The 26,674-nt window shown below is 71.2% G+C and carries 23 protein-coding genes; 12 read left to right on the plus strand and 11 right to left on the minus strand.

Translation table 11 applies throughout. The features are described from left to right. Positions 1-5 precede the first annotated feature (5 nt). Positions 6-1,268, minus strand: a complete 1,263-nt coding sequence (locus ACWEQG_RS14520) for a nucleotide sugar dehydrogenase (RefSeq protein WP_452284784.1) — start codon at positions 1,266-1,268, stop codon at positions 6-8. A gap of 98 nt (positions 1,269-1,366) precedes the next feature. Beyond that, the gene (locus tag ACWEQG_RS14525; RefSeq protein ID WP_452284786.1) at positions 1,367-3,034 is read right to left on the minus strand and encodes a glycosyltransferase family 4 protein; all 1,668 of its coding nucleotides are present in this window, start codon (positions 3,032-3,034) and stop codon (positions 1,367-1,369) included. 62 nt (positions 3,035-3,096) lie between these two features. On the opposite strand from ACWEQG_RS14525, the gene wecB reads away from it, so the two are divergent. The 6 genes from wecB to ACWEQG_RS14555 all read left to right on the plus strand — a co-directional run bounded on the left by wecB (position 3,097) and on the right by ACWEQG_RS14555 (position 11,304). After that, a complete protein-coding gene (gene wecB / locus ACWEQG_RS14530; protein WP_363462020.1) occupies positions 3,097-4,224 on the plus strand; it encodes a non-hydrolyzing UDP-N-acetylglucosamine 2-epimerase in 1,128 nt (375 codons plus the stop codon). A gap of 162 nt (positions 4,225-4,386) precedes the next feature. Further along, complete coding sequence (locus ACWEQG_RS14535; protein WP_452284788.1) at positions 4,387-6,456, plus strand: glycosyltransferase family protein; 2,070 nt, start codon at positions 4,387-4,389, stop codon at positions 6,454-6,456. A gap of 205 nt (positions 6,457-6,661) precedes the next feature. Further along, positions 6,662-7,591, plus strand: a complete 930-nt coding sequence (locus ACWEQG_RS14540; protein ID WP_452284790.1) for a CPBP family intramembrane glutamic endopeptidase — start codon at positions 6,662-6,664, stop codon at positions 7,589-7,591. A gap of 54 nt (positions 7,592-7,645) precedes the next feature. Continuing rightward, complete coding sequence (locus tag ACWEQG_RS14545) at positions 7,646-8,941, plus strand: sensor histidine kinase (RefSeq protein WP_452284792.1); 1,296 nt, start codon at positions 7,646-7,648, stop codon at positions 8,939-8,941. After that, positions 8,929-9,588, plus strand: a complete 660-nt coding sequence (locus ACWEQG_RS14550; RefSeq protein WP_452284794.1) for a response regulator transcription factor — start codon at positions 8,929-8,931, stop codon at positions 9,586-9,588. The genes ACWEQG_RS14545 and ACWEQG_RS14550 overlap by 13 nt, the downstream gene beginning before the upstream one ends. A gap of 195 nt (positions 9,589-9,783) precedes the next feature. Beyond that, complete coding sequence (locus ACWEQG_RS14555) at positions 9,784-11,304, plus strand: MDR family MFS transporter (protein WP_363462030.1); 1,521 nt, start codon at positions 9,784-9,786, stop codon at positions 11,302-11,304. Positions 11,305-11,335: 31 nt separating this feature from the next. Here the strand turns inward: ACWEQG_RS14555 and ACWEQG_RS14560 are convergent, their stop codons facing one another. Next, positions 11,336-12,367 carry an aldo/keto reductase gene (locus ACWEQG_RS14560; RefSeq protein WP_452284796.1) on the minus strand — a complete coding sequence of 344 codons (1,032 nt, stop codon included), beginning with the start codon at positions 12,365-12,367 and terminating at the stop codon, positions 11,336-11,338. 210 nt (positions 12,368-12,577) lie between these two features. Here ACWEQG_RS14560 and ACWEQG_RS14565 point away from each other — a divergent pair, with 210 nt between their 5' ends. Next, a complete protein-coding gene (locus ACWEQG_RS14565) occupies positions 12,578-13,423 on the plus strand; it encodes a helix-turn-helix transcriptional regulator (protein WP_452284798.1) in 846 nt (281 codons plus the stop codon). A 125-nt stretch (positions 13,424-13,548) separates the two neighbouring features. Here the strand turns inward: ACWEQG_RS14565 and ACWEQG_RS14570 are convergent, their stop codons facing one another. The 4 genes from ACWEQG_RS14570 to ACWEQG_RS14585 form a co-directional block, all read right to left on the minus strand. Continuing rightward, positions 13,549-15,057 (minus strand): SPFH domain-containing protein, encoded by a 1,509-nt coding sequence (locus tag ACWEQG_RS14570; RefSeq protein WP_452284800.1) that lies wholly within the window; start codon positions 15,055-15,057, stop codon positions 13,549-13,551. A 44-nt stretch (positions 15,058-15,101) separates the two neighbouring features. Beyond that, entirely contained in the window at positions 15,102-15,302 is a 201-nt protein-coding gene (locus tag ACWEQG_RS14575) for a hypothetical protein (RefSeq protein WP_346227853.1), read from the minus strand. A 172-nt stretch (positions 15,303-15,474) separates the two neighbouring features. Next, positions 15,475-16,542, minus strand: coding sequence for an acyltransferase family protein (locus ACWEQG_RS14580; RefSeq protein ID WP_452284802.1), 1,068 nt, complete (start codon positions 16,540-16,542; stop codon positions 15,475-15,477). Between the two features lie 77 nt (positions 16,543-16,619). After that, positions 16,620-17,432, minus strand: a complete 813-nt coding sequence (locus ACWEQG_RS14585; protein WP_452284804.1) for an SDR family NAD(P)-dependent oxidoreductase — start codon at positions 17,430-17,432, stop codon at positions 16,620-16,622. A gap of 267 nt (positions 17,433-17,699) precedes the next feature. Here ACWEQG_RS14585 and ACWEQG_RS14590 point away from each other — a divergent pair, with 267 nt between their 5' ends. Genes ACWEQG_RS14590 through ACWEQG_RS14605 form a run of 4 tightly spaced genes read left to right on the plus strand, consistent with a single transcriptional unit; the run spans position 17,700 to position 21,654 of the window. Continuing rightward, on the plus strand, positions 17,700-20,315 hold the full coding sequence (locus ACWEQG_RS14590) for a nitrate- and nitrite sensing domain-containing protein (protein ID WP_452284806.1): 2,616 nt from the start codon (positions 17,700-17,702) through the stop codon (positions 20,313-20,315). Further along, positions 20,312-20,719 carry a roadblock/LC7 domain-containing protein gene (locus ACWEQG_RS14595; RefSeq protein WP_169949728.1) on the plus strand — a complete coding sequence of 136 codons (408 nt, stop codon included), beginning with the start codon at positions 20,312-20,314 and terminating at the stop codon, positions 20,717-20,719. The genes ACWEQG_RS14590 and ACWEQG_RS14595 overlap by 4 nt, the downstream gene beginning before the upstream one ends. Positions 20,720-20,732: 13 nt before the next feature. After that, complete coding sequence (locus ACWEQG_RS14600) at positions 20,733-21,098, plus strand: DUF742 domain-containing protein (RefSeq protein ID WP_169985556.1); 366 nt, start codon at positions 20,733-20,735, stop codon at positions 21,096-21,098. Next, a complete protein-coding gene (locus ACWEQG_RS14605) occupies positions 21,079-21,654 on the plus strand; it encodes a GTP-binding protein (protein WP_363462044.1) in 576 nt (191 codons plus the stop codon). Before ACWEQG_RS14600 ends, ACWEQG_RS14605 begins: the two co-directional genes overlap by 20 nt. 65 nt (positions 21,655-21,719) lie before the next feature. Here the strand turns inward: ACWEQG_RS14605 and ACWEQG_RS14610 are convergent, their stop codons facing one another. Continuing rightward, the gene (locus tag ACWEQG_RS14610; RefSeq protein ID WP_452284808.1) at positions 21,720-21,932 is read right to left on the minus strand and encodes a DUF4287 domain-containing protein; all 213 of its coding nucleotides are present in this window, start codon (positions 21,930-21,932) and stop codon (positions 21,720-21,722) included. Positions 21,933-22,072: 140 nt separating this feature from the next. On the opposite strand from ACWEQG_RS14610, the gene ACWEQG_RS14615 reads away from it, so the two are divergent. Beyond that, a complete protein-coding gene (locus tag ACWEQG_RS14615; RefSeq protein WP_452284810.1) occupies positions 22,073-23,098 on the plus strand; it encodes a PLP-dependent cysteine synthase family protein in 1,026 nt (341 codons plus the stop codon). Between the two features lie 161 nt (positions 23,099-23,259). Here the strand turns inward: ACWEQG_RS14615 and ACWEQG_RS14620 are convergent, their stop codons facing one another. From ACWEQG_RS14620 to xylA, 3 genes are all read right to left on the minus strand, one after another. Next, a complete protein-coding gene (locus ACWEQG_RS14620; RefSeq protein WP_452284812.1) occupies positions 23,260-23,907 on the minus strand; it encodes a DUF998 domain-containing protein in 648 nt (215 codons plus the stop codon). A 124-nt stretch (positions 23,908-24,031) separates the two neighbouring features. Then, a complete protein-coding gene (gene xylB / locus ACWEQG_RS14625; protein WP_452284814.1) occupies positions 24,032-25,402 on the minus strand; it encodes a xylulokinase in 1,371 nt (456 codons plus the stop codon). Between the two features lie 28 nt (positions 25,403-25,430). Further along, the gene (gene xylA / locus ACWEQG_RS14630; protein ID WP_452284816.1) at positions 25,431-26,576 is read right to left on the minus strand and encodes a xylose isomerase; all 1,146 of its coding nucleotides are present in this window, start codon (positions 26,574-26,576) and stop codon (positions 25,431-25,433) included. Positions 26,577-26,674: the final 98 nt, after the last annotated feature.

A 26,674-nucleotide genomic window follows, 5' to 3' on the forward strand; every position in this document is an offset into this window, starting at 1 on the left:
CCTTCCTACAACCGCTCGACGCGTTCACTCGTGGCGAGCACGCCGCGAGTGTCCAGCACGAGAGAGGCTCGCTCCTCGACCACGTCAAGGTCGAAGGCCGAATGCTGCTGCAGCAGGACCACCACGTCGGCGGCGGCCACGGCCTCGGCCAGGTCCTCCTCGCGGGGGACCGGCGTGCCCTCGACCGACCACTCCTTGACGTACGGGTCGCAGAACGACAGTTCGGCGCCCAGCTCCAGGAGCGCCTCGGCCACCGGTATCGCGGGCGTCTCCCGCTCGTCGGCGATGTCGGGTTTGTACGTCACGCCGAGGAGCAGCACGCGCGAGCCGTTCACCGCCTTGCGGGCCCGGTTGAGCAGCCGCTGCACGCGGGCCACCACGTACGACGGCATCCGCTCGTTGATCTCCTGGGCCAGTTCCACGAACCGGAACGGATAGCCGAGCTTGCGCACCGTGTACGACAGGTACGACGGGTCGACGGGGATGCAGTGCCCACCGACGCCGGGGCCGGGCAGGAACTTCTGGAAGCCGAACGGCTTGGTCGAGGCCGCCTCGATGGCCTCCCACAGGTTCACGCCGAGCTCGTCGCAGAAGATCGCCATCTCGTTGACGAGGGCGATGTTCACGTGCCGGTAGGTGTTCTCCAGCAGCTTGGCCATCTCCGCCTCGCGGGTGCCGCTGACCGGCACGACCCGCTCGACGAACTGGGCGTAGAAGGCCGCGGCCCGCTCCTTGCAGGCGGGGGTGTAGCCGCCGACGACCTTGGGAGTGTTGCGCAGGCCGAACTTCGGGTTGCCCGGGTCGATCCGCTCCGGCGAGAACGCCAGGTGGAAGTCCTCGCCCGCCACCAGCCCGGACTGCTCCAGGATGGGCCGCGCCAGCTCGTCGGTGGTGCCGGGCCACGTGGTGGACTCCAACACGACGAGCGTGCCCGCCTGAAGGTGCTCTGCGACGGTTCTGGTGGCGCCCTCGACGGCCGACAGGTCCGGACGGTGGTCCTCGTCCAGCGGCGTCGGGACGCAGATGACGATCGTCCGCGACCGCGACAGCACGGACGCGTCCAGCGTGGCCGTGAAGCCGCCGGAGAGCATCGCGTCGAGGTCGGCGTCGGTCAGGTCGTCGATGTAGGAGCGGCCGGCGTTGAGAGCGTCGACCTTGCGGGGGTCGACGTCCAGACCGGCCACCCGCAGGCCCGCCGCCGTGGCCTCCTTGGCCAGCGGCATGCCCACGTACCCCAGCCCGATGATCGTCAGATCGAAGGCTGTCACGATGTGGCCTGAGGGCGGAAACAACACTTCATGGTGGCAAAGGTTATCTCAACTCGGCACCAAGCATGCCTGATGCAACACATCGGACTTCCTGCTGTTCATCGAGCTTCGGTCAACGACTGGTAGATCCCTTGGTAGGTGCGGGCCAGGCTGCTCCAGGTCCGGTGCGCCGCGACCTCGGCCTTGCCCGCCTCACCCATGGCCCGGCGGCGCTCCGGATCGTCGCGCAGGGCCGCCAGCGCCTTCGCCAGCTCGGCCGGGTCTCCGGGCGGCACCAGCAGACCGGCCCCCTCGCCGCCGACGAGCTCCGAGAGCGCGGGCAGGTCGCTCAGCACGACCGGCTTGCCGAGCGCCATCGCCTCGACCGGCTTCAGCGGCGTGACGAGGCGGCAGACCCGCAGGTCCTCACGCGGGCAGACGAAGATGTCGATGGCCGCCTGGGCCTGCAGGGCCTCGTCCGGGCCCACCCGGCCGGGCAGGATCGCGTCCGTGAGGCCGAGCCGTTCGACCTGTTCGAGCAGCGCGGGCCGTTCGGCCCCGTCGCCGACGAGCAGGACCTTCACCGGCGTCCCCGAGTCGCGCAGCAGCGCGGCGGCGCTCAGCAGCGTGGCGAAGCCCTCGTAGGCGACGATGCTCGACACCGAGCCCACGACGATCTCGTCCCGGCCGATCCCGAAGGAGTCGCGGAAGGCCCCCCCGTCGTAGTCGGCCGTCAGCAGGGAGTCGTCCACGGCGTTGGGCGCGAGGAAGATGCGCTCCCTGGGCACGCCGCGCTCCACGATCTCGGCGGCCATCGTCTCGGCGAGCGTGACGACCGCGTCGGCCTCGCGCATGATCTGCGCCTCGCGGTCACGCTGCATCCTGTGCCGCTCGCTGCCGACTCGCGCCGGGTCGCGGGAGACCCAGGTCTCCTCCAGGAAGCCGCGCACCTCGTACACGAAGGGCGTGTTCGTCCGCTCGCGCACGGCGAGCGCGACCGAGCCGTTGCGGTGGTCGGTCGCCGCGTGCAGAACCTGCGGACGGAGGGTCCTGACCAGCTCCGACACGTCCGCGGCGCCGCGGATCATCCGCCCCTGGCTCTCGAACGGCACCTCGTCCTTGGGCAGCAGCCGGTAGTAGGGGATCCCGTCGATCTCCTCGTACGGCTCGGCGTCGGTGTGCCCCTGGAGCATGGGCCAGCCCCAGCTCGTCACGACGTGGGGGTCGAGCCCGGCCGCCTTCTGCGCGGTGACGATGCGGTGGGTGCGCACGGTGTACCCCGCCTGCGTGTACGGCAGGGCGTTGGTGACCATGTGCAGCACCCGGCCGGGCATCCGCTCACCCATGATGATCTTCGCCTTGGGCGGGATCGGGTTCGGCCCGAGCGCGGCCTTCTCACCCTCGTAGTAGGCCATCCTCCGGCGGACGAACGGCCATCGGGCGTGCGGCTGGAGCGCCTGGACCGCGTCGGTGAGCCGCCCGGCGTCGAAATGGGCCTTCGCGTCCCGCAGCGGGCCCTTGGCCGCGCGCTGCAGGATCTTGCGGGTCCTGACCTTCACGAACCGGGCCGCGGGCCAGGCGACGCGGCCGACGACCGGGCGCACCCCGGCGGGCATGGCGTCGGCGGCGGCCTGCGCGACCCGCATGGGGTCGGACTTGACCTTGCTCACGAAGATCCGGGAGACGAGGACCGGATTCCTCGCGAACCCCCGGAGGAAGCCGCCGAGGCCGGCCTTCGCGGACGCGGCGGACACGGCCTTCAGTGGCTTGTTGGCCTCGGATTCCACGGCGCGACCGTACCATAGGCAACGTTTGTCCCAGGCTGGAGAAAAGGCGAAAGGCGAGGTAGATGAGAGACAACCCCCTCGTCCTGCACGTACTGGGCGCACGGCCCAACTTCGTCAAGGCGGCCCCGGTCGTCAAGGGGTTGGCCGAGCTCGGCATCCGGCAGGGCATCATCCACACGGGCCAGCACTACGACGCGCTGATGTCGGACGTGTTCTTCGCCGACCTCGGGCTGCCCGAGCCGGTCGCGAACCTCGGTGTCGGCAGCGGCACCCACGCCCGGCAGACGGCCGCCCTGCTCACGGGGCTGGAGGACGTCGTGCTCGAGCACCGCCCGGCGCTCGTGGTGGTCTACGGCGACGTGAACTCCACGCTGGCGGCGATCCTGGTCTGCGCCAAGCTGCACGTGCCGACCGCGCACGTGGAGGCGGGCCTGCGCTCCTTCGACCGCCAGATGCCGGAGGAGGTCAACCGGGTCGTCACCGACGCGCTGTCGGACCTGCTGTTCGCCACCTCTCCGGAGGCGCTGTCGCACCTCGCCAACGAGGGCGTGGACCCGGCCAAGGTGCACCTCGTCGGCAACCCGATGATCGACAGCCTGTTCGCGGCGCTGCCGAAGCTCGACCCCGCGCCCGTCCAGGAGCGCCTGGGGATCGAGGGCAGGTACGCGGTCGCCACGCTGCACCGCCCGGCGAACGTCGACGACCCGCAGGCGGCCCGCGAGCTGGTGGACGCGGTGCTCGGCGTGGCCGAGCAGGTGCCCGTCGTCGTCCCGCTCCACCCGCGCGGCCGGCAGCGGCTCGCGGAGGCCGGGCTCGTGGACAGGCCGCATCTGAAGATCGTGGACCCGCTCGGGTACGTGGACTTCCTGTCGCTGGTCAGGGGCGCCGCCCTCGTGGTGACCGACTCGGGCGGCGTGCAGGAGGAGACGACCATGCTGGGCGTCCCCTGTCTGACCGTACGGCCCAACACCGAGCGGCCGATCACCGTGACCCACGGCACCAACCGGCTCGTCACGCCCGCCTCGCTGCCCGCCGCGGCGTCCAAGGCGCTGGCGGACGGCGCGGCCACGCCGAGCGGCGAGCTGCCGCCGCTGTGGGACGGCGCGGCCGGGCCGCGGATCGCCCGCGTCATCGAGGCCTGGCTCCGCGGCGACAGCCTCTCCCCCGCCGCCAAGGGCCGGGTGCGCTAGCGACCAAGCGTGACGAGGGAGGCGTTCGATCGCGCGCCCCCGGCACGACCCGGCGGGTGTGAGCGCCCCGATGGTGAGCGGGAAGCACAGCTGAATCTCCCTATATAGGGATAAAGGCCGCGTTGACCCCCGTACGATGACCCTTCCGTAAAGGGGAGAGGTATGGCTGAGACCGAAGAGACTCCTGAAGAGCCCCGCTTCCAGCGGCTGGGGCCGGTGAACTGGCTGCCCGAGGAGCGCAAGCACGTCGAGCAGTACGAGGCGCGGATCCGCGATCTGGAGAACCGGCTCGCCTACCAGGAGGCCCGCGCCGACTACGCCCTCTGGCGGCTCCAGGCCACCCAGGTCCAGAAGCCCTACCGGGTCGCGCAGGTGCTGACGAACGCGGCGAAGCCCAAGAAGATCGTCCGGCTGCCGCGCGACCTCAGCAAGGCCATGAAGGACGGCAGGAAGCCGCCGAAGGCGCCGCCGTCCGCCATCGAGGTCGCCGCCGAGGCGGAGGCCCGCGGCCCCGAGGTCAAGATCCCCGGCCTCAAGTGGCCCGACGGCCCGGTCGTACGGCCGGACATGCGCGTCGCGGTGATCCTCGACGACTTCTCCCGCATGGCGTTCAAGTACGAGTGGGACCAGATCGAGTTCGGCCTGCAGGATTGGCGTGAGATCTTCGCCGAGAAGCGGCCGGAGATGCTGTTCTGCGAGTCGGCCTGGCACGGCAACCAGGGCCGCTGGCGCTACCAGATGACCGGGACCAACGCGCCCAAGCAGGAACTGCGCGACCTGATCGACTGGTGCCGCGAGGAGGGCATCCCCACGGTCTTCTGGAACAAGGAGGACCCGCCCAACTTCGACTTCTTCATCGAGACGGCCAAGCTGTTCGACTACGTGTACACGTGCGACGGCGACATGATCCCGAGATATCGCGAGGTTCTGGGTCATGACCGTGTCGGCGCGCTGCAGTTCGCCGCCCAGCCCCGGATCCACAACCCGATCCAGACCAAGCAGGGCCGGCCGTACGACATCGTCTTCGCGGGGATGTACTTCCGCGACAAGCACCCCGAGCGGCGCGAGCAGATGGAGACGATCCTCGCGCCCGTACGCCCGCTCGGCCTGCACATCTTCGCCAGGAACGCCTCCGTGGCCGACAAGTACGCCTGGCCGGAGGAGTACCGCCCGCACATCGTCGGCGAGCTGCCGTACGAGCAGATGCTGGCCGCGTACAAGATGTACAAGGTCTTCCTGAACGTGAACTCGGTGATCGACTCGCCGACCATGTGCGCGCGCCGGGTCTTCGAGCTGTCGGCCTGCTCGACCACGGTGCTGTCGGGGTGGTCGCGGGCCATCGAGGAGACCTTCGGGCCGCTCATCCCGGTCGCGCACTCCCAGGAGGAGGCGTACAACCGGGCGATCTACCTGATCAACAGCCCCGAGCTGCGGGCGCGCCAGGGCCACCTGGCGATGCGCGAGGTGTTCGACAAGCACCTGTTCTCCCACCGGGTCGACCAGATCCTCGGCGACCTCGGCCTGCCGGTCGTCTCCCGGTCGCGGTCGATCTCCGTGGTGCTGCCGACCAACCGCGCGGGCCAGCTCGAACACGCGATCAGCCAGGTGGCGCGGCAGCGGCACCGCAACCTGGAGCTGGTGCTGGTCATGCACGGCCTGTCCGAGGACCCGGCGGTCGTGCGCGACAAGGCCCTCGCGGCGGGCATCCCGGCCGTGAAGGTGCTGACCGCCGACCCGTCCTGGACGCTCGGCGAGGTGCTCAACCACGGCATCGCCCACGCCGAGGGCGAGCTGATCTCGAAGATGGACGACGACAACATCTACGGCGAGCACTACCTGTCCGACCTGGTCCGCTCCTTCGACTACGCCGACGCCGAGATGGTCGGCAAGGGCGCGCACTACACGTACTTCCCCGAGCAGGACGTCACGATCTTCCGGCTGCCCGGGCTGGAGCACCGCTACGCCCACCTCATCCAGGGGGCGACGATCCTGGCCAAGGCCGACCTGCTGCGGGCGTTCCCGTTCGAGCCGGTCAACGCGGGCGAGGACACCCGGCTCGTACGGCGCTGCAAGGAGGAGGGCGTCCGGATCTACTCGGCCGACCGGTACAACTTCATCTACATGCGCGGCTCGGACGCCACCGCCCACACCTGGCAGGCGGCGGACTACAAGCTGACCCGCAACGCGCAGTTCTGCTTCGCCGGCAATCCCGAGGCGCACGTCCTCATCTGACCCTGGTGCTCCTCCTGGAGGCGGTCGTCCGGGGCCCGTCGCGGCCCTGGACGACCGCCTCCGGCTTTTCCCCACTCTGACCTGGTCGTTCTCCGCTTGGTACCCCTGGCTGTACCTCCATTGGGCAGCCCGCGGGAGCGACCGGGAGGGTCCGCGGCTGGTGTGCTGATCACTGTCAGTCGAGCACTCCACAGGAGACAGTGAAATGGCAGTCGACAGCCGGCCGCTGGCCGGGCACCACACGAGCGAGACCGGGATCCGGGGCTTCATCCGCCGCCGCCCGCTGGTCAGCTTCTTCGTCCTGGCCAACCTCATGAGCTGGGCGGCCTGGTTACCCTACGTCCTGTCGAACAACGGCCTGGGGGTCTGGGACTTCGACTTCCCCTCGCTGCTCGGCACGACCCAGTTCTCCGGCGTCCTCCCCGGCGCCTACCTCGGCCCCATCTTCGCCGCGTACATCGTGACCAGGGTCGCGGACGGCAAGGAGGGCGTCCGCCGGTGGGTCCGGCGGATGACCAAGTGGCGGGTCGGCTGGGTCTGGTACCTCGTGGCCGCCCTCGGCGTCCCCGCCGCCATCGTCGTCACCGGTTTCGCGCTCTCCGGCGAGGACTTCCACATGCCGCCCGTCGCCGCGCTGGTCGCCTACGTGCCCAGCCTGGCGCTCCAGATGGTGACCACGGGTCTGGCCGAAGAGCCCGGCTGGCGAGACTTCGCCCTGCCCCGCATGCAGCGGAAGTTCGGCCCCCTGGGCGCCACCGCCATCCTCGGCCCGCTGTGGGGCGTCTGGCACCTGCCGCTGTTCCTGAGCCAGTGGGGCGGGTGGCCGGACGTCACCTGGATGAGGATCGGCGAGTTCGTCGCCTTCGCCACCATCTTCAGCGTGGTCGTCACCTGGGTGTTCAACCGGACCGGCCAGAGCCTGCCGCTGGTCATGCTGCTGCACGTCAGCGTCAACAACTTCATGTCGATCATCTACTCGGGCATGTTCCCGACGATCGACACCCCCGAGCACGCGAGCCACGTCACCCTGCTCGCGGCCACCACGGCGGCGGTGCTGGTGCTCATCGGGACCCGCGGCCGCCTCGGCTACCGCCCGGCCGAGGAACCGGCGCCGGAGCTCGTCCCGCAGCGGTGAACGACCGCCGCGAAACCGATGATCTAAGCTCGTGGGCCCGAGGGGGTGTGCATCGTGGCGGCGCGCCAGCGGAAGCCGGCCGGCACCCGGCGAGACGGTCGGCAAGACGGCCGGCGATACGGCCGGAAGGGTGTCGCCGCACGCGCCCGTGGCCTCTTCGACGCCTTCGAACACCTCGTCGGCGGTCTCGGCACCGCGCTGCTGGCGCTCGCCGGTCTGCTGTGGCTCGTCCTGGTCGCGCTCACCTGCGTGATCGGTCTGGGCCTGCTCCTGGCGCCCACCGTGCCGCGTGTCGTGCGGTCCGTCTCCGAGCGGGAGCGCAACCGGTTGTCCCGCTGGGGGCCGGAGATCCCCAATCTGGGACCCGCGCCGGCCGGCGTACGCGCCGCCCTGGCCGATCCGGCCGTACGGCGGGAGCTGTGCTGGCTCCTCGTGCACGCCACGCTCGGCCTGTTCCTCGGCCTGGCGGCGTTGACGCTGGTGGTGGACGCCGTGCAGGACATCACGTACCCGCTGTGGTGGCGGGCGCTGCCCGTGGAGGACCCCGCTCCGACCCTGGTGTTCTGGGACGTGCACGACGACGCCGACGCCTGGGCGGTCGCGCTCCTCGGCGTGGGGCTGGCCGTCTGCTTCCTGGTCCTCGGAAGCGGGATGGCCCGGTTGCAGGCGTGGCCTGGACGCCGGCTCCTGGCGCCCACCGCGGACATGGACCTGTCCCTGCGCATCGCACAGCTGTCGGCCACCCGCGCGGCGGCGCTGGACGCCCACGCCGCGGAGCTGCGGCGGATCGAACGCTCCCTGCACGACGGGGCGCAGAACCGGCTGGTCGCCGTCACCGTGCTGCTCGGCGCGGCCCGCCGCGCGCTTGCCCAGAACCGGCCGGGTGCCGAGGACATGCTCGAACGCGCCCAGGAGACCGCCGAGCAGGCGCTGGCCGAGCTCCGTACGGTCGTCCGCAGCATCCTGCCGCCCGTGCTGGCCGACCGGGGGCTCGCCGACGCGCTCTCCGGGCTCGCGGCGAACTGCGCGGTGTCCTGCCGGGTGGACGTCGACGCGCCCGGTAGGTGCGCCGCCTCCATCGAGGCCACCGCCTACTTCGTGAGCGCCGAGGCGCTCACCAACATCTCCAGGCACAGCCGGGCCCGGCACGCCACGGTGACCGTACGGCGTGCGGGCGGCCGGTTGTCCCTGCGCATCGAGGACGACGGCGTCGGCGGCGCGGACGAACGGCACGGCTCCGGGCTCACCGGCATGCGCAGCCGGATCGAGGCGCACGACGGGCGTCTCACCCTGACCAGCCCACCCGGTGGGCCGACCACCCTCGACGTGGAGTTGCCGTGCGGATCGTGATAGCCGAGGACGACCCGCTGCTGCGTGAAGGGGTCGCGCTGCTGCTGCGCGCGGAGTCCCTGGACGTGGTGGCCACCACCGACTCGCCGGACACCTTCCTGGCGGCCGTCGACGCCCACCGGCCGGACGTGGCCATCGTCGACGTCCGGATGCCGCCGACCCACACCACCGAGGGCATCGCCGCGGCCGTGGAGGCCAGGCGCCGTCAGCCCGGGCTGGCGGTGCTCGTGCTGTCCGCCTACGTCGAGCAGGCGTTCGCCACCGAACTGCTCGCCGCCGGAACCGACCGGCTCGGATATCTGCTCAAGGAGAGAGTCGGCCGCGTCGGCGAGTTCCTGGACGCCCTGCACCGGGTGGCCGCCGGAGGCACGGCCATCGACCCCGAGGTCGTCGCGCAACTGCTCACGCGCACCCGCTCCGACAGCGGGCTGGAACGGCTGACCGCCCGGGAACGCGACGTGCTCGCCCTGATGGCCGAGGGACTGGGCAACACCGCCATCTCCGAGCGGCTGGTCGTCAGCGAAGGCGCCGTCCACAAGCACATCCGCAGCATCTTCGCCAAACTCGACCTCGCGCCCACCGACCGGGCGGACCGGAGGGTCACGGCCGTCCTGCGCTACCTGGAGGAGACCCAGCGCCGCGGCTGACGCCGTGGGGCCGACACCGTGGGGCCGACACCGTGGGGCCGACACCGTGGGGCCGACACCGTGGGGCCGACACCGTGGGGCCGACGCTCGGCAAGGAATGCCGGACGGTTTGCGATAGTTGCCCTGTTCCGGGACCTTTCCGCTCATGTGGGGAGGTCCCGCGTACGTGCACGAACGTCCAGGGGAGCCTTCCACGTGACCACGACGACGACATCGAAGGGCATCGGCCTGCGGTCAGAACGCGGTCCCGTGCTCGGCGCCATCATGCTCTGCACCGCTCTGGTGGCGCTGGACAGCACGATCATCGCGACCGCGGTTCCCTCGGTCGTCACCGACCTCGGCGGGTTCTCCCAGTTCCCGTGGCTTTTCTCGATCTATCTGCTCACGCAGGCCGTGACCGTCCCCATCTACGGCAAGCTCGCCGACGTGTTCGGACGCAAGCCGGTGATGTTCTTCGGCATCGGGGCGTTCCTGCTCGGGTCGGTGCTGTGCGGGATCGCCTGGAGCATGCCCGCGCTGATCGCCTTCCGGGCGATCCAGGGCATCGGGGCCGGGGCGGTGCAGCCGATCAGCATGACGATGGCCGGCGACCTTTACACGGTCGAGGAACGGGCCCGCGTGCAGGGCTACCTCGCCAGCGTGTGGGGCATGTCGGCCGTCGTCGGCCCGACGCTCGGCGGAGTCTTCTCCGAGTACGTCTCCTGGCGCTGGATCTTCTTCATCAACCTGCCGCTCGGCGCGGTGGCCGCCTGGATGCTCGCCCGCCGGTTCAAGGAGCAGGTGAAGCGGGGCTCCCACCGGATCGACTACACGGGCGCCGCGCTGCTCACCGGCGCTTCCTCGCTGCTCATCCTCGGCCTGCTGGAGGGCGGCGTCGCCTGGGGCTGGAACTCCGCGCCCAGTCTGCTGATCTTCGCGGCGGGCCTGCTCATGATCGTCGCCTTCGTGCTCGTGGAGCGCCGCGCGGCCGAGCCGGTGCTGCCGCTGTGGGTCTTCCGCCGCCGCACGCTGACCGGCGGCAACCTGACCTCTCTCGGCGTCGGCGCCCTCACCATCGGGCTCACCTCGTACGTCCCGACGTACGCGCAGGGCGTGCTGGGCACGGGCGCGCTGGTGGCGGGCTTCGCGCTGGCCGCGCTCACCGTCGGCTGGCCTCTCGCGGCGACGTTGTCCGGCCGTTTCTACATGCGCATCGGGTTCCGCGACACCGCCCTGATCGGCATCGTCGTCGTGGTGGCCGGCACCGTGCTGTGCGCACTGCTCGGGCAGAACGCGATGATCTGGCAGGTCGCGGCCGCCTGTTTCGTCGTCGGCGTCGGCCTCGGCCTGTCCGCCAGCCCCACCATGGTCGCCGTGCAGTCGGTCGTCGGCTGGGAGCGCCGCGGCGTGGTGACCGCGACCAACATGTTCTTCCGCTCGATCGGCAGCACGGTCGGGGCCGCGGTGCTCGGCGCCGTCTCCAACGCGACGCTGTCGGACCGCTTCGCCCACCCGCCCGCCGGCGTCACGGGACAGCTGCCGGACAGCCTCGACGCCACCAGCCTGGTGCTGAAGGCGCAGGGCGCGCAGGCCCATTCGGCCGCCGCGTCCTTCGTCCGGGGCGCGCTGTACGACGCCGTCCACCACATCTTCCTCGCGCTCGTCGTCGTGGCCGTGCTCAGCGTCGCCGCGCTGCTGCTCATGCCCCGCCGTACGACCGAGTTGTCGTTCGATTGACCGGGCGCTCCCACCCGCTCGTGGCCGGGTGTCAGGCGGCGGCGCGTTCGCCGAGGGGGCGGCGGCGCAGGCTCGCCCGCTGGAGAGCCGGCGGCACGTAGGCCTGGTCGAGTGTGCCGACGTCGGTGCCGGGCGGGACGATCTCGTCGATCCGGTCGAGGACGTCGTCGGTGAGCGCGACGTCGACGCCGGCGAGCAGGTCGTCGAGGTGACTCATCGTGCGCGGCCCCATGATGGCGCTGGTCACGCCGGGATGGGCGATGGCGAACGCCATGGCGAGGTGGGTCAGCGGCAGACCCGCCTCCCGCGCGAGCGAGATGAAGTTCTCGACGGCGTCGAGACGGTGCTCGTCGTTGACGTGCTTGAGGAAGCCGGCGCGGCGGAGCTCGTTCCGCTGCCCCTTGCGGACCTGTCCGGTGAGCAGTCCCTGCCCGAGCGGGGCCCACACGAGCGTGCCCATTCCGTAGCGCTGCGCGACCGGCAGCACCTCGCGTTCGACGCCGCGGTTGAGCAGCGAGTAGGGCGGCTGCTCAGTGCGGAACCGCTCCAGGCCGCGCCGCTCGGCGACCCACTGGGCCTCGACGATGTCGGACGCCGGCATGGCGGACGTCCCGATCGCGCGTACTTTCCCGCTGTGGATCAGGTCCGAGAGCGCGGAGAGTGTTTCCTCGACGTCCGTGGCGGGGTCCGGCCGGTGGATCTGGTAGAGGTCGATGTGGTCGGTCCGCAGGCGGCGCAGCGAGTTGTCGACCGCGGTCATGATCCAGCGCCGCGAGGCGCCCTGCCGATTGGGATCGTCACCCATCGGGCGGCTCACCTTGGTCGCGAGGACGACGTCGTCCCGCCGCCCCTCGATGGCCCTGCCGACGACCTCTTCCGAGTCGCCGTAGGCGTCGGCGGTGTCGATGAGGTTGATCCCCGCGTCCAGTGCCTTGTGGATGATGCGCGCCGAGTCGCCGGGGTCGGGGTTGCCGACGGACGTGGCGAACATCAACGCGCCGAGCGCGTACGGGCTGACCTTGATACCGGTGCGGCCGAGCGTGCGGTACTGCATGTGAACCATGCCTCCTTCGTCGAGGGATCCGGGTCGTTCGTGGCGCCGGCGAACCCGCGTAACGGGCTTTCCCGCAGGTGCGCGCCCCGTGGGGGAGCCGCGCGGTCCGCCGGGCCGGCTCCCAGCGTGCGACGGCGCGGGCGCCGGCGGGAGAGACGCCCTCATCCGGGGACGGGCGGTCCCTGGCTGCCTCCCGGCGTCCCGAGGCATGGTGGGGATGTGGACAGAACCGAACTGGCCGACTTCCTGCGTCGCCGCCGTGCCCGGCTCACCCCTGCCGACGTGGGGCTGTCGCAGGGCGCGCGGCGGCGCACCCCGGGACTGCGCCGCGAGGAGGTCGCGCAGCTGGCGGGCATGTCCACCGACCACTACACGCGGCTGGAGCAGGCCAGGGGCTCACGCCCGTCCCGCCAGATGCTCGCCGCCGTCGCCCGCGCGCTGCGGCTGACCGGCGACGAACGGGACCACCTCTTCCATCTGGCCGGCGAGGAGCCGCCGCGGGACCGGCGACCGGGCACGGAGCATGTGCGCCCCGGCCTGCTGCTCGTCCTCGACCGGCTGACCGACACTCCCGCCCAGGTGGTGAGCGACCGCGGCGACGTACTCGCGCAGAATGCGATGGCCAGGGCACTGCACGGTGACGTGTCCGCCCGGCCCGAGGCGGAGCACAACGTCGCCTGGCGCTACTTCACGGACCCGGCCGCGCGGGAACTCTTCCCGGCCGAGGACCGTGACCGCGCCGCCCGCGTGGCGGTGGCGGATCTGCGCGCCACACTCGCCCGCCGCCCGGACGACACGCGGCTGGCAGGGCTCGTACGCCGGCTCCGCGCCCACAGCGAGGAGTTCGCGGCACTGTGGGACACCCACGACGTCGCCGTACGCCGCTCCGACGTCAAGCGCTTCCTGCATCCGGTCGTCGGCCTGCTGGAGCTGGACTGCGAGGTGCTGCTGAGCCCGGAGCACGACCAGCGGCTGGTCGTCTACACCGCCCGCCCGGGCAGCCGGTCCCACGAGCGGCTGGAGTTGCTGCGCGTGGTGGGCCTCCAGGACCTCACCCGCGGCTGAACGGCCATATCAGGCCTGTCGGCACCCGCAACGGCGACACCGCTCCGGCTCTCACGACGAATGATCCCTCCACACACACGTTCGTCCCCGTCCCGGCGGGACGGGGACGAACGCGGGCCGTGGGATCAGGATGCGGTGTCGATGGCGTTCCTCGTGGCCGGGGGCTCGGCGCCGTTCACACTCGCGCCGTCCTTCTCGGCCGGGGAGCCGCCGGCCAGCAGGGAACGGGCCAGGCCGAGGCCGGTGCCGCCGAGCGTGAGCGCCTTGGCCAGCATCTCCTCGATGCCCTGGGCGCCGTTGAGGACCACCATGTGGTCGACGTTGCCGAACGCCTTAGAGCCGGCCTCCACGATCTGCGGCCAGTTCTCGGCGAGCTGCTGGGCGATGACGGCCTCCTGGTTCTCGCGCAGCGCCTCGGACCGGGCCCTGATCGCGTCGGCCTCGGCCAGACCCTTGGCCTTGGCGGCCTCCGCCTCCGCGAGACCCTTCGCCCTGGCCGCCTCCGCCTCCGCGAGACCCCGCGCCTTGGCGGCCTCCGCCTCGCCCAGACCGGTCGCCTTGGTCGCCGCCGCGGCGGCCTCGCCGCGCACCCGCACCGACTCGGCGTCGGCCGCCGCCGCCTGCTTCACCTGGGACGCCTGAGCGGCGGCGCGCAGCTCGGTCTCCCTGGCCTCCGCCTCGGCCTGGGCGATGCGCGCGTCGCGCTCCGCCTGGGACAGCGTGACGGTCTCGTACGCCTTGGCGTCGGCGGGCTTGCGAACCTGCGACTGGAGCCGCTGCTCGGCGAGCTGGGCCTCCAGCTCCGCGGCCCTGGTCTCCTGGACGACGACCTCCTGGCGCGCGGTGGCCTCCGACAGCGGGCCGGCCTGCCGAGCCTTGGCCGCCGCCTGGTCCACCTCCGCCTGGTAGCCGGCCTGCTGGATCTGCGACTCGCGGATGGCCGAGGCCTTCTTGGCGGCCGCGACCTGCTCGGCCTCGGTGGCCTCCTGGTCGCGCTGCGCCTCGGCGATACGCGCGGCGGCGGCGATCTTCGCGGCGTGCGGCTTGCCGAGGTTCGTGATGTAGCCGGTCTCGTCCTCGATCTCCTGGATCTGCAGCGAGTCGACCACCAGGCCGAGCTTGCTCATCTCGTCGGCCGCGGAGCTGCGGGTCTCGCTGGTGAGCCGCTCGCGGTTGAGGATGAGGTCCTCGACGGTCAGGTTGCCGATGATCGAGCGCAGGTGACCGGTGAACAGCTCGTGGATCGCACCGTTCATCGAGTCCTGCTGGTCGAGGAAGCGCCGCGCCGCGTTCGCGATGCTGGTGAAGTCGTCACCCACCTTGTAGATGATGACGCCGCGCACCTGGACCGGGATGCCCTGCTGCGTCACGCAGTTGACCTGCAGGTTCGTGGCCCGGCTGTCGAGCCGCAGCCGGCGGGCGGTCTGGAAGCCGGGCAGCACCGCGGTGCCCTTGCCAGTCACGATCTTGAAGCCGAGGCTGTCGGCCAGTTCGTTCTTCGTGTGGGCGCCGAGGCCCGAGATGATGAGCGCCTCGTTGGGCTCGGCCACCCGCCAGATGGCTTTGAACAGGAGGATGAGGACGATGAAGGCGACAACGGCCACACCGCCCACGACCAGGATCTCCGGGGACATGGGAGCCTCCGTGTAGTGGGGGGAGATAAGAGCGAGGGAGCGAGTCAGACGACCGCACGAGCGACGTAGACGGTGCGCGGGGGCGAATACTCCACGACGACGACGATCGACCCCACCGGGATCTCCTCGTCCGGGAGGCTTGGATAGGCGTAGAACGCCTCGACACCCCCGCGGATGGGCACCATCACCTCGCCGACAAGGCCGGGCCCGATCTTGCCCGTGACCCTGCCCTGTCTGCCGACCACCCGCGTCACCCCGTCGTTTCCACCGCTCCTGGCTGCACCGCGAATGCGCACGTTACCCCGTATCACCGTGCCGTGACAGAGCCGTTTTCGGTGGCCCGCCCCGTCGGATGTGCGATTCGCCCAACTCTGCACCATCACTTCGGCCAACGGAGGGTCGTCGCGCAAAGTTCCACTACGTCGCGGCGGGCTCCCTCTTCACCGGCCGGCGCAGTCGGGTGAAGGCCCAGGAGACGTCGGGCTCCACCGCCCATCGGAACGCCCTGCGCACCGGGGACGTGCAGAGCAGGGCCGCGAGGACGGCTCCGAGGGCCGCCATGGCGGCCACGCCGAGCGGGTTGACGAGGGCGTCGTGGAAGCGCTCGGAGACCTTCACCGCGAACCCGTGCAGCAGATAGGCGTACATCGTGGCGGCGCCCAATCCGGTGAACCACGTGCGGCGGCGCGGGGTGACCGCGAGGAACGCAGTCACCAGCAGGGCGCCCACCGCCAGCATGCCGAGTCTGATCAGCGTGCCGGTCAGGTCGTCCACGCCGATCTGGTGGTTGGAGTGACGCCAGCGGATCCACTCCGTCGGCACGAGCGTGTGGACGGCGAACGCCCCGGCGAGCACCGTCGCGAGCACGGCCCCGCCCGCGATCCTCGCCCGCCCCCCGCGCAGGCGGTCGAGGTGCTCCGGCGTGAGCATGAGGCCGAGCACGTAGAACGGCAGCAGGCCGAACGTCCGGTTCATCGACAGCTCGTCGGGCAGGGCGCTGGTGCCCGACAGCAGGCACAGCCCGACCGCGACCGCCAGAGGGTGCCGCAACTGCTGCCAGACCGGCGTGGACAGCCGCCACAGGAACAGCGACATCAAGAACCAGGTCAGATAGTACGGGTCGAGCAGGCTGATTTCGAGCTTGCCGTACAGGAAGAAGCGCGGCAGCGAGTAGGCCACCTCGAAGATGACGTACGGCACCGCGAGGCCGCTGATGAGCTTGCGCGCCTTACCAGGAGAAAATGTGAAATTTCGGGACAAATAGCCACTGACGACGATGAAGAGCGGCATGTGGAAGAGGTAGACGAAGAAGTAGAGCGCGTGCGCCGCCGGAACGTCCCTCAACTCCTCGACGAGATGCCCGGAGACGACGAGCACGATGGCGAGGAACTTGGCGTTGTCCAGCAGCGGGTCGCGGCCGACGGCCGCACCTGAGGAGTGGGCGACGCCGGCACCGGAGGGGCGGGCGGGAGCGGTCACGGTCATGCGGCCGGACCCTAGTCACCCGTCCGTGAGCACCGGCGCAACCGCGGGCGAACAGTGCCCGAACTCTTCGCCGCCCGTCAGGCGGTCAGGCCGGTGGCGGCGCGGCTCGCGTCCCACAGGGCGGCGGCGAGGGCGGGGTCGGACATGTTCTTCGGCGCTTGTACGGGAGCGTTCTTCACGAAGTACCGGCCCGGATGGTCGACGCCGTCCGAGTGCGTGGCGAGGTGGACGATCCGCGCCGCCCCGGCCTCGACCGGCTCGCCCATCCCGGGCAGGTGCCACACCACCTTCATGAAGAACGTGCCCTCCGCGAAGCCGGTCTTCAGGACACCCGGGTGCAGGCACGTGGCGGCCAGGCCGCGCTCGGCGAGCGACACCGTGAACAGCGCGTTGGCCTGCTTGGAGTCGCCGTACTGCAGCCAGCCGTTCCAGCGCCGCCGTTCCCTGGACAGGTCGGCGGGGTCGAGGCGGCCCGTCTTCGCGGCCCGGGACGACGTGGTGACGACGCGGGCGGACGACGCCGTGAGCCGGTCGAGGAGCAGGTTCGTCAGCAGGAACGGCGCCAGGTGGTTGACCTGCATCATCCACTCGTTGCCGTCCACGGTGGTGCGGCGGTCGGGCGTCATGACGCCGGCGTTGTTGATCAGCACGTCGATGCGCTCGTACCGCTCCAGCAACTCGGCCGCCAGCCGGCGCACCTGATCGAGGGAGGAGAAATCCGCGGCGAGCGTGTCCGGGCGGCTGCCACCGGCCTCCTCCGCGCGGTCGGCGACGGCGCGGAGCTTGTCCGGAGTGCGTCCGACGAGCACGATTTGATGACCTCGCCGGGCGAGATCAAGGGCAGAAGCTGCACCGATTCCGGCACCGGCCCCAGTGATCACAGTAATCATCGATTCCTCCCACTGCGCCAGCACTGTATCGGTGCTAGCCTTCTGTGCGATCTTCCGGAGGTGCATTCCCCCATAAATGCGGCGCGAGCCTCCAGCACTGCAGGAGTGGCCATGGGTTCGAGAAACCGGTCGATTCGGTTCAAGATCTTCTTACTGCTGCTCCTGCCATTGCTCATGTTGAGTGCTATGTGGGGATTTGCCCTAAAGCTCACGGTTGGCGATGGCCTCGTCCTCCTCAACTCGAAGACGCTGTACGACACCATCGGGGTGACCTCCACCGACCTCGGCACCCAGATCCAGGCCGAGCGGGCGCTGACCGCCGGCGTGCTGAGCAGCGGGCAGACCGGATCCACCGCGCTCACCGCGCAGCAGGCCAAAACCACGGCCGCCGTGGACAGGTTCAGGAAGTCCGCCGACGACGGGGCGACCCGCGACGCCATGAGCGACGAGCTCGTGACGCCCCTGGACGCCCTGCTGTCCTCCCTCGACCGCCTGCCGTCGGTCAGGGAGTCCGTCACGCTCGGCAGGGCCGACAGGCTGACCGCGATCACGTCGTACAACGCGATCATGGACGACCTGTTCGCGCTCTACGAACGGCTCGTCTCCGTGCCCGACCTGGCCACGTTCCAGGTGGCCAGCGCGATGCAGGGAATGGGCAACGCGCACGAGATGATCACTCGTGAGGACGCCCTCGTACGCGGCGCGCTCGCCAGCGGCACGATGACGGCCCAGGAGCAGAACGCCTTCAGCGAATGGGTCGCCACCCGGCGGTTCCTCTACAACAAGAACCGGCCGGTCCTCAGCGGGGAGATGCGGGCGCCGTACGAGCAGGTGCTCACCTCGCCGCTCTTCGACCGGTTCACCGCGCTGGAGAACCAGATCGTCGACCAGGTGCGTTCCGGCGGGCCGCTGCCCGCGGACGCCGAGAGGTGGTCGGCGACCGTCGACCAGCTGATCGTCAGGCTCGACTCGGCCCGGGTCAAGGCCTCGGACGCGCTCAGCGGCTCCGCCACGTCGGTGGCCACCGCGATCATGCTCCGCATCCTGATCGCCGGTGGTCTCGGGCTCGTGGTCATCGTCGCCACGATCATCTTCTCCGTCCGGTTCGGCCGCCGTCTCGCCCGTGACCTCGCCGGCCTGCGCGACGCCGCGCTCGAACTCGCCGACGTACGGCTGCCGCAGGTCGTCGAGAAGCTGCGGCGGGGCGAGGACGTCGACGTCGAGGCCGAAGCGCCCCCGATCAAGGCGACGGGGGCCAACGAGGTCGAGGACGTCGCGCACGCGTTCAGCTCCGTCCAGCGCACGGCCGTGGAGGCCGCCGTCGGCCAGGCCGCCCTCCGTCGCGGCGTCAGCCAGGTCTTCCTCAACCTGGCCCGCCGCAAGCAGACCCTGCTGCACCGCCAGCTGACGCTGCTCGACACGATGCAGCGCCGCGCCGAGGACCCCGAGGGCCTGGAGGACCTGTTCCGGCTCGACCACCTGACCACCCGCATGCGCCGCCACGCGGAGAGCCTGATCATCCTGTCCGGCTCCGCCCCCGGACGGTCCTGGCGCAAACCGGTGCCGATCATCGACGTGGTCCGCGCGGCGATCTCCGAGGTCGAGGACTACACCCGCGTCTCGATGGCCCCGATGCCGGACGCCGCCATCGCCGGCGCGACCGTGGCCGACGTGGTGCACCTCATCGCCGAGCTGGTGGAGAACGCCACGATCTTCTCGCCCCCGCAGACGAAGGTGGCGGTGCGCGGGGAGATCGTCGCCAACGGGCTCGCGGTGGAGATCGAGGACCGTGGTCTCGGCCTGATGCCCCAGGAGTACGACGAGATCAACGCACGGCTGGCCGACCCGCCGGAGTTCGACCTGGCGGACAGCGACCGGCTCGGGCTCTTCGTCGTCGGCCAGCTCGCCGCCCGTCACGAGATCGGCGTGGTCCTGCGGGGCTCGCCGTACGGCGGGACCACCGCCATCGTGCTCATCCCCCGGGCCCTGATGGTGGATGAGAACTCGCCCGCGGCGCTGGCGGGCCCGGCCGGCCGCGGCGCCCACGCCAAGTTCGCGCTGGCCTCCGGCGGCGACGACACCGACGTCTCGCTCGGCGAGACGTTCGGCGCCGACCTGGGGCCGGGCCGCCCGTCCCACGACCCCCGGGAGATCCGTACGATCACCGGAGAGGTCGCCGGGGACGTTGCGGCGGGTCTCCGCAGGGAGACGGTGGACCATCGCGTGGAGACCGCGGATCTTCGCGGGGAGACAGTGGACCATCGCGCGGAGACGGAGTATCCGGAGGAGCGTCCGAACGCGTCCGAGCCGTCCCCGTTCTTCACCCCGGCCGCCCTGCGGACCGAGGCCGTGCCCTCCGCGGCGCGCGACGACCTCTCCTCCCGGCCCTTCGGCTCCGGCTCCGGCTTCGAGAATCCGCGCCCGGCCGCCGCGCCCGGCGTTCCGCCCTCGGTTCCGGGTTCCGTCCCGCCCTCCGCTTCGCCCGCGGTTCCGCCCTCCGTTTCGCCCGTCCCCGAGCCGGCGGCCGCCGGAGTGGCGGCGAACGGCCTGGCGCAGCGGACCAGTACGAAGCGGTCCGGAGGGTCCGTCTCCAACGGCACCCATGCCGGCCTGCCGCGCAGGGTTCGCCAGGCCAACATCGCCCCGCAGCTTCGCTCCGAGTATCAGCAGGCCCCATCCCAGCAGCCCCAGCAGGCGCAGTCCCCGCAGAGACCGCCGCTGTCCGCCCCGACCGTGGAGGAGCGGTCGCCCGAGGAGGCGAGGGCGATGTTCAGCGCCTTCCAGCGCGGTGCGCTGCGGGGCCGGGAGGACTCCGATCGGCCGGGTGTGGCCGCACCCGGCCACCACGAACACAACACGCACGGCGAAAAGGGTGAGGAATGACCGGCAAAGCGACGTCGACCGGCGAACTGAACTGGCTGCTCGACGATCTCATCAGCAGGGTCGCCGCCGTCCGCCAGGCGGTGATCCTCTCCACCGACGGGCTCGTCGTGGGAGCCTCCCAGGGGCTGAGCCGGGAGGACGCGGAGCACCTGTCCGCGGTCGCGGCCGGCTTCCAGAGCCTGGCGCGGGGCGCCGGACGGCACTTCGGCGGGGGCGAGGTCAGGCAGACCATCGTCGAGATGGAGGCCGCGTTCCTGTTCGTCACGGCCGCGGGACAGGGCACCTGCCTCGCCGTCCTGGCCGCCTCCGACGCCGACGTGGGGCACATCGCGTACGAGATGGCGATGCTGGTCAAGCGGGTGGGGCAGCACATTTCCACCAACCCGCGGCGAATCGCCCCATGAGATTGGCGGCCACATGACGGGACCCCAGTGGATGGACGAGGAGGCCGGGCCGTTGGTCCGGCCCTACGCGCTGACGGGGGGCCGGGCGCGGCACTCCGGGGCCAAGCTCGACCTGATCACCATGGTGACCACCTCGGGCTCACCGAGGGACGTCCCCGGCATGGGCCCCGAGCAGCGGCGGATCCTCGAGCTCGCGCGCCGTGGCGCGTCGGTGGCGGACATCGCGTCCGACATCGACCTGCCCCTGGGCGTGGTCCGGGTTCTGATCGGGGATCTGCACGACCTCGGGCTCGTCGACGTACGGGCTCCGGGCAAGGTGGCGCCGCTGCCAAGCGAGCGCATTCTCAAGGAAGTGATCAATGGCCTTCGCGCCCTCTGAGGAGCCGGTCGCCCTCAAGATATTGGTGGCCGGCGGCTTCGGCGTCGGCAAGACCACGCTGGTCGGCGCGATCAGCGAGATTCGCCCCCTGCGCACCGAGGAGGTGCTGTCCGACCGCGGCGTCGGTGTCGACGACACCGACGGCGTGGAAGCCAAGACGACCACGACCGTGGCCATGGACTTCGGCCGCATCACCATCAGGGAAGGACTCGTGGTCTACCTGTTCGGCACCCCCGGACAGGAGCGCTTCTGGTTCATGTGGGACGAGTTGTCCTACGGCGCGCTCGGGGCCGTCGTGCTGGCCGACACCCGCAGGCTGACCGACTGCTTCCCGTCGATCGACTACTTCGAGCAGCGCGGCACGCCGTTCATCGTCGCCGTCAACTGCTTCGACGGCGCCGATCGGCACGAGCCTGAGGACGTGCGGATCGCCCTCGACCTCGACCCCGACGTCCCCGTCCTGCTCTGCGACGTACGGCGCCGCGCCTCGGCCAAGGTCGTGCTCGTCACGCTCGTGGAGCACGCGCTCAAGATGCTGACGGCCGCCCAACGCTGACCGGCCCGGTGGGGCCGGGACCGCGTGCCGGCCCCGGTCCTGCATCGGTCCTGCCCCCGCGCCTTCTACTCGGCGCTGTCCTCGGCGAGGGTGTGCGCGACGAGGGCGTTGGCGTGCCCGTGCCCGAGCCCGTGCTCCTCCTTCAGCCAGGAGACGAGCTCCATGTGCTTGGTCAGCGGGGAACTGCGGATGAGGTCCTTCCACTCGGCGATCGGCCGGCCGTACTTCTTCTCGATCGAGGGGAAATAACTGGCGGGGCCCTTCACCGGTTCGGTCATGTCGTGTCCTGTCCGTCCAACTCCTGATCGCGATCGCCGTCGGCGCCGACGGCCGCGCCGCAAGTCTGCCCTACCGGCATGCGGGACGCGTCACCGGCATCGCGGACCGGCCAGGCCCGGCGGTGACCTAAAGTGCGACCATGATCTCCAAGTGGGCGGCCGAGGCCGTCGCGCTCCTCGACCGAGAGCGGACGGAGGCTGGCACGACGCCGCTGCGCGACTTCCCGCTGCCTCCGGAGTGGGGGGTGCGGCTGCGGCTGAAGGACGAGTCGGCGCAGCCCACCGGGGGTCTCAAGCACCGGCTGGCCCGCGCCCTGTTCGCCCAGGCGATCGCCTCCGGGCGGATCACCGAGGGGACGACCGTGGTCGACGCCACCGGCGGTCCCATGGCGGTCGCCGAGGCCTGGTTCGCCCGCCTGCTCGGCCTGCCGTACATCGCGGTGATGCCGAAGAAGTCGTCCGGGGCCGGTGTCGAGCGGCTGGGCGGCGCCTGCCGGTACGTCGATCCTCCGCTCGCCGTGTACGAGAAGGCCGCCCGCCTGGCCGACGAGATCGGCGGTCACCACCTCGATCACTACCGCTCGGCCGCCGCGGTCGACTGGCGTGACGCGAGCCTGGCCGACGAACTGTTCGGGCAGCTCGACGGCTGTCCCCGGTGGACCGTGGTCGGGGCGGGCACCGGCGCCACGTCGGCCGCGATCGGCCGGCACCTGCGGGGTCACGGCCTGCCGGGGAGGCTGGCCGTGGCCGATCCGGAGAACTCCGCCTACTTCCCCGGCTGGGCCACCGGCGCCCCGGACTACGCCACGGGCATGCCCAGCCGCATCGAGGGCGTCGGCCGGCCGCGGATGGAGCCCGCCTTCGACATCGACCTCGTCGACCTGGTCGTTCCCGTGCCTGACGCGGCGAGCGTGGCCGCCGCCCGCCGTGTCCGGCAGGTGACCGGGCTCGCGGTCGGCCCCGCCACGGGGACGAACCTGTGGGCGGCCCTCGAACTGATCACCCGGATGCGCGATCGGGGCGAGCGCGGCGAGGTGGTCAGCGTGATCGGCGACGCGGGCGAGCGTCATCTCGCGACCTGCCATGACGACGCCTGGGCGGCGGGCAAGGGCCTCGACTGGCAGCCGTACGCCGAGCGCCTGCGCGACCTGCTCGGCGAGCCCTGACCCGCTCCGCTCCCACAGCATCCCGCCCTGCTTCCACAGGGCCCCTGTTTCCACAGCACTCTGTTTCCACAGCACCTCTGCTTCCACAGCATTCTGTTTGTACAGCAGCGGGCCGCGCGGCGCCCCCGCGCCCGCGCGGCCCACTGTGCCGCTCTCCCTCGTCAGCGGTGGACGAGGAAACCGGCGCGCCGGCCGGCGGCACGCTCTCTCAGCCACGGTCCCCAGGCGAGCTGCGCGAGCCGTACGGCGAGCACTCCGAGGACGGCTACCTCGGCGGTCAGGAGCAGGCGCTCCACCAGGCCGATCATGACGCCGTGGCCCGGCAGCGCGACGTAGGTGATGACCGCCAGGCCGAGGCCGGAGGCGAGCGCCAGCCACTCCAGCGGCCGGGCGGCGGCCTTCCAGCGCTCGTCCTGTCCCAGGCGGCCCACCAGCTGGATCGCGGCGGCGGGCACGCTCACGAAGGCCACCGCCGACAGGACGCCGTGAACGTCCCCCTGCCAGGCCGTGCCCGACGGGACCACGGCGGCGCCGATGAGCGAGACGCTCCACAGGGCGATCAGACGGGCGGGCCAGCCGTGCACCGGCGCGTCGAGCGCGCGCATCCCGGCCAGCAGCGCGAGCGAGGCAAGCCCGAGGACGGCCATGGCCGTCTCGATGGCGCCACCCTCGTCGCGGGCGGCGTACTGGCTGATCGTCATGGAGACGGGGTTCAGGGAGGCGTCCCCGCCCACCTGCGCCGTCACCACGGTGACGACCGCGAGCAGGATGCCGCCGCCGGCGAGCAGGGGGTAGAGCCTCTTGACCATAAGTTGAGAATCCCGCGTACGGCCCGTTCCTGACATCCGGGACAACGCGTAGATCCCCCCGAGAAGGGGTCAGGGTCGTCTCAGGGTGGGGTCCCCGGGGTCTTCGGGGGCCCCACCCGGGACGTCACTCCTGCGCGGCCTCGTGGTACCGCTCACGCAGGCCGGAGGTGGGGTCGGCCTCGTACCGCTCGGTCGCGCCGGTGTCCCACACCGGCGGTTCCGGTTCCCCGGACAGCAGCCAGGCGGCCTGCTTGGCCGCGCCGTCCGCGACGTACTCGCCGGGGGTGGGCACGAGCACCGGACGCCCGAAGACGGTCGGCGCGATACGGCGCACGGCCTCGGAACGGGCCCCTCCGCCGATGAGCAGCACGCGCTGCGGCTCGAGGCCGAGGGCGTCCAGTGCGTCGGCGAGCCCGCAGAGCATGCCCTCCACCGCGGCCCGGGCCAGGTGCTCCGGGGTGGAGTTGCCCAGCCGCAGGCCGTGCAGCGAACCCGTGGCGTCGGGCCGGTTCGGGGTGCGCTCCCCTTCCAGGTACGGCACGAGCACCAGCCCGTCCGCGCCCGCTGGGGCCCGCAGAGCCAGATCGCTCAGCTCCTGGGGCGTGACCCGGAGCATCCGGGCCGCCGCGTCCAGCACCCGCGCCGCGTTCAGCGTGCAGACCAACGGGAGGTAGCGCCCGGTGGCGTCGGCGAACCCGGCGACCGCTCCGGAGGCGTCGGCGGACGGCCCCTCGGCGACGGCGAACGCCGTTCCGGAGGTGCCGATGGACACGACCACGTCACCGGGCCGCATGCCGACGCCGAGCGCCGCCGCCATGTTGTCGCCCGTGCCGGGCGCGAGCAGCGCGCCGCCCTGCTCGGCCGTTCCCGCCTGTTCGGCGGGACCGAGCACGCGGGGCAGTTCCGGCACCCTGCCCATGGCGAGCTCGAGCAGGTCCGTCCGGTATTCCCCGGTCGCGGGCGACCAGTAACCGGTGCCGGAGGCGTCGCCCCGGTCCGTCGTGATCGTGCCGGGCCGGCCGGCCAGCCGCCAGGTGAGCCAGTCGTGCGGCAGGCACACCGACCGCGTACGGCGCGCGTTGTCCGGCTCGTTCCCGGCGAGCCAGCGGAGCTTGGTCACCGTGAAGGACGCCACCGGAACGCTGCCGACGGCCTCGGCCCACGCCTTGGGGCCGCCCAGCTCGGCGACCAGGTCGGTCGCCGCCCCGGCCGAGCGGGTGTCGTTCCACAGCAGTGCGGGCCGGACCACCTCGCCGTCCTCGTCGAGGCAGACCATGCCGTGCTGCTGCGCGCCCACGCTGACGGCGGCGACGTCCGCCAGGCCGCCCGCCTGCTCGATCGCGCTCTGCAGCGCGGTCCACCAGTGGTCGGGATGGACCTCCGTGCCGTCGGGATGGGGGGCGCGGCCCTCGCGCACGAGGGCCCCGCTCTCCGCGTCCCGGATGACGACCTTGCAGCTCTGGGTCGACGAGTCGACCCCCGCGACCAGCGTCACAGTCGTCCCTCCGCTCTCACTGAACCGTTCAGCCGCGCACGCCGAGAAGGTGCTCGATCGCGAGCTGGTTGAGCCGGGTGAAGTGGAAGCCGCGCTCCGCCACCGCGTCCACGTCGATCGACTCGGCGAGGACGTCCTCGTACGTCTCACCGGCGGCGAGGGTCGGCTGGGCCAGCTCGTTGTACCTGCTGGCCTCCAGCGCCGCCTGCACCTCGGGGTCGGCGCGGTAGGCCTTCGACTTCTCCTTGAAGATGAGGTAGGTCCGCATGTTGGCCGCGGCCGACTCCCAGACGTCTTCCTTGTCCTCGGTGCGCAGCGGCTTGTAGTCGAAGTGGCGCGGGCCGTCGTAGCCGCCGTTCTCCAGCAGGTCGACGAGGAAGAACGCGTTCTTCACGTCGCCGTGGCCGAAGATGAGGTCCTGGTCGAACCTCGGGCCGTGCTGGCCGTTGAGGTCGATGTGGAACAGCTTGCCGTGCCACAGCGCCTGGGCGATGCCGTGCACGAAGTTCATGCCGGCCATCTGCTCGTGGCCAGTCTCGGGGTTGAGGCCCACCATCTCGGGGTGCTCGAGCGAGTTGATGAAGGCCAGGGCGTGCCCGATCGTCGGGAGCAGGATGTCACCGCGCGGCTCGTTCGGCTTGGGCTCGACGGCGAAGCGGATGTCGTAGCCCTTGTCGATCACGTACTGACAGAGGAGGTCGAAGCCCTCCTTGTAGCGGTCGAGCGCGACCCGCACGTCCTTGGCGGCCTCGGACTCGGCGCCCTCACGGCCGCCCCAGCACACGTACGTCTTCGCGCCCAGCTCGGCGGCGAGGTCGATGTTGCGCATGACCTTGCGCAGGGCGTAGCGACGGACCTCGCGGTCGTTGCTGGTGAACCCGCCGTCCTTGAAGATCGGGTGGGTGAACAGGTTGGTGGTGGCCATCGGCACCTTCATGCCGGTGTCGGCCAGCGCCTTCTTGAGGTTCTCGATCGCCTTGGCCCGGTCCGGCTCCACCGCGAGGAGGTCGTCGTCGTGGAAGGTCACACCGTACGCGCCGAGCTCGGCCAGGCGGTGGACGCTCTCGACCGGGTCCAGCGGGGCCCGGGACGCGTCGCCGAACTGGTCGCGCGCCTGCCAGCCGACGGTCCACAGCCCGAACGTGAATCGGTCCTCGGGAGTGGGGGTGTACATGAATCGCCTCCGAATTAGTCTATGTTGTGGACTAAATATCGGACGAGACAAGCCGTACGGTCAAGAGGGTGTGTCGGTGTTATCAACGCCACTCAGTG

The organism is Microbispora sp. NPDC004025, assembly GCF_053604425.1.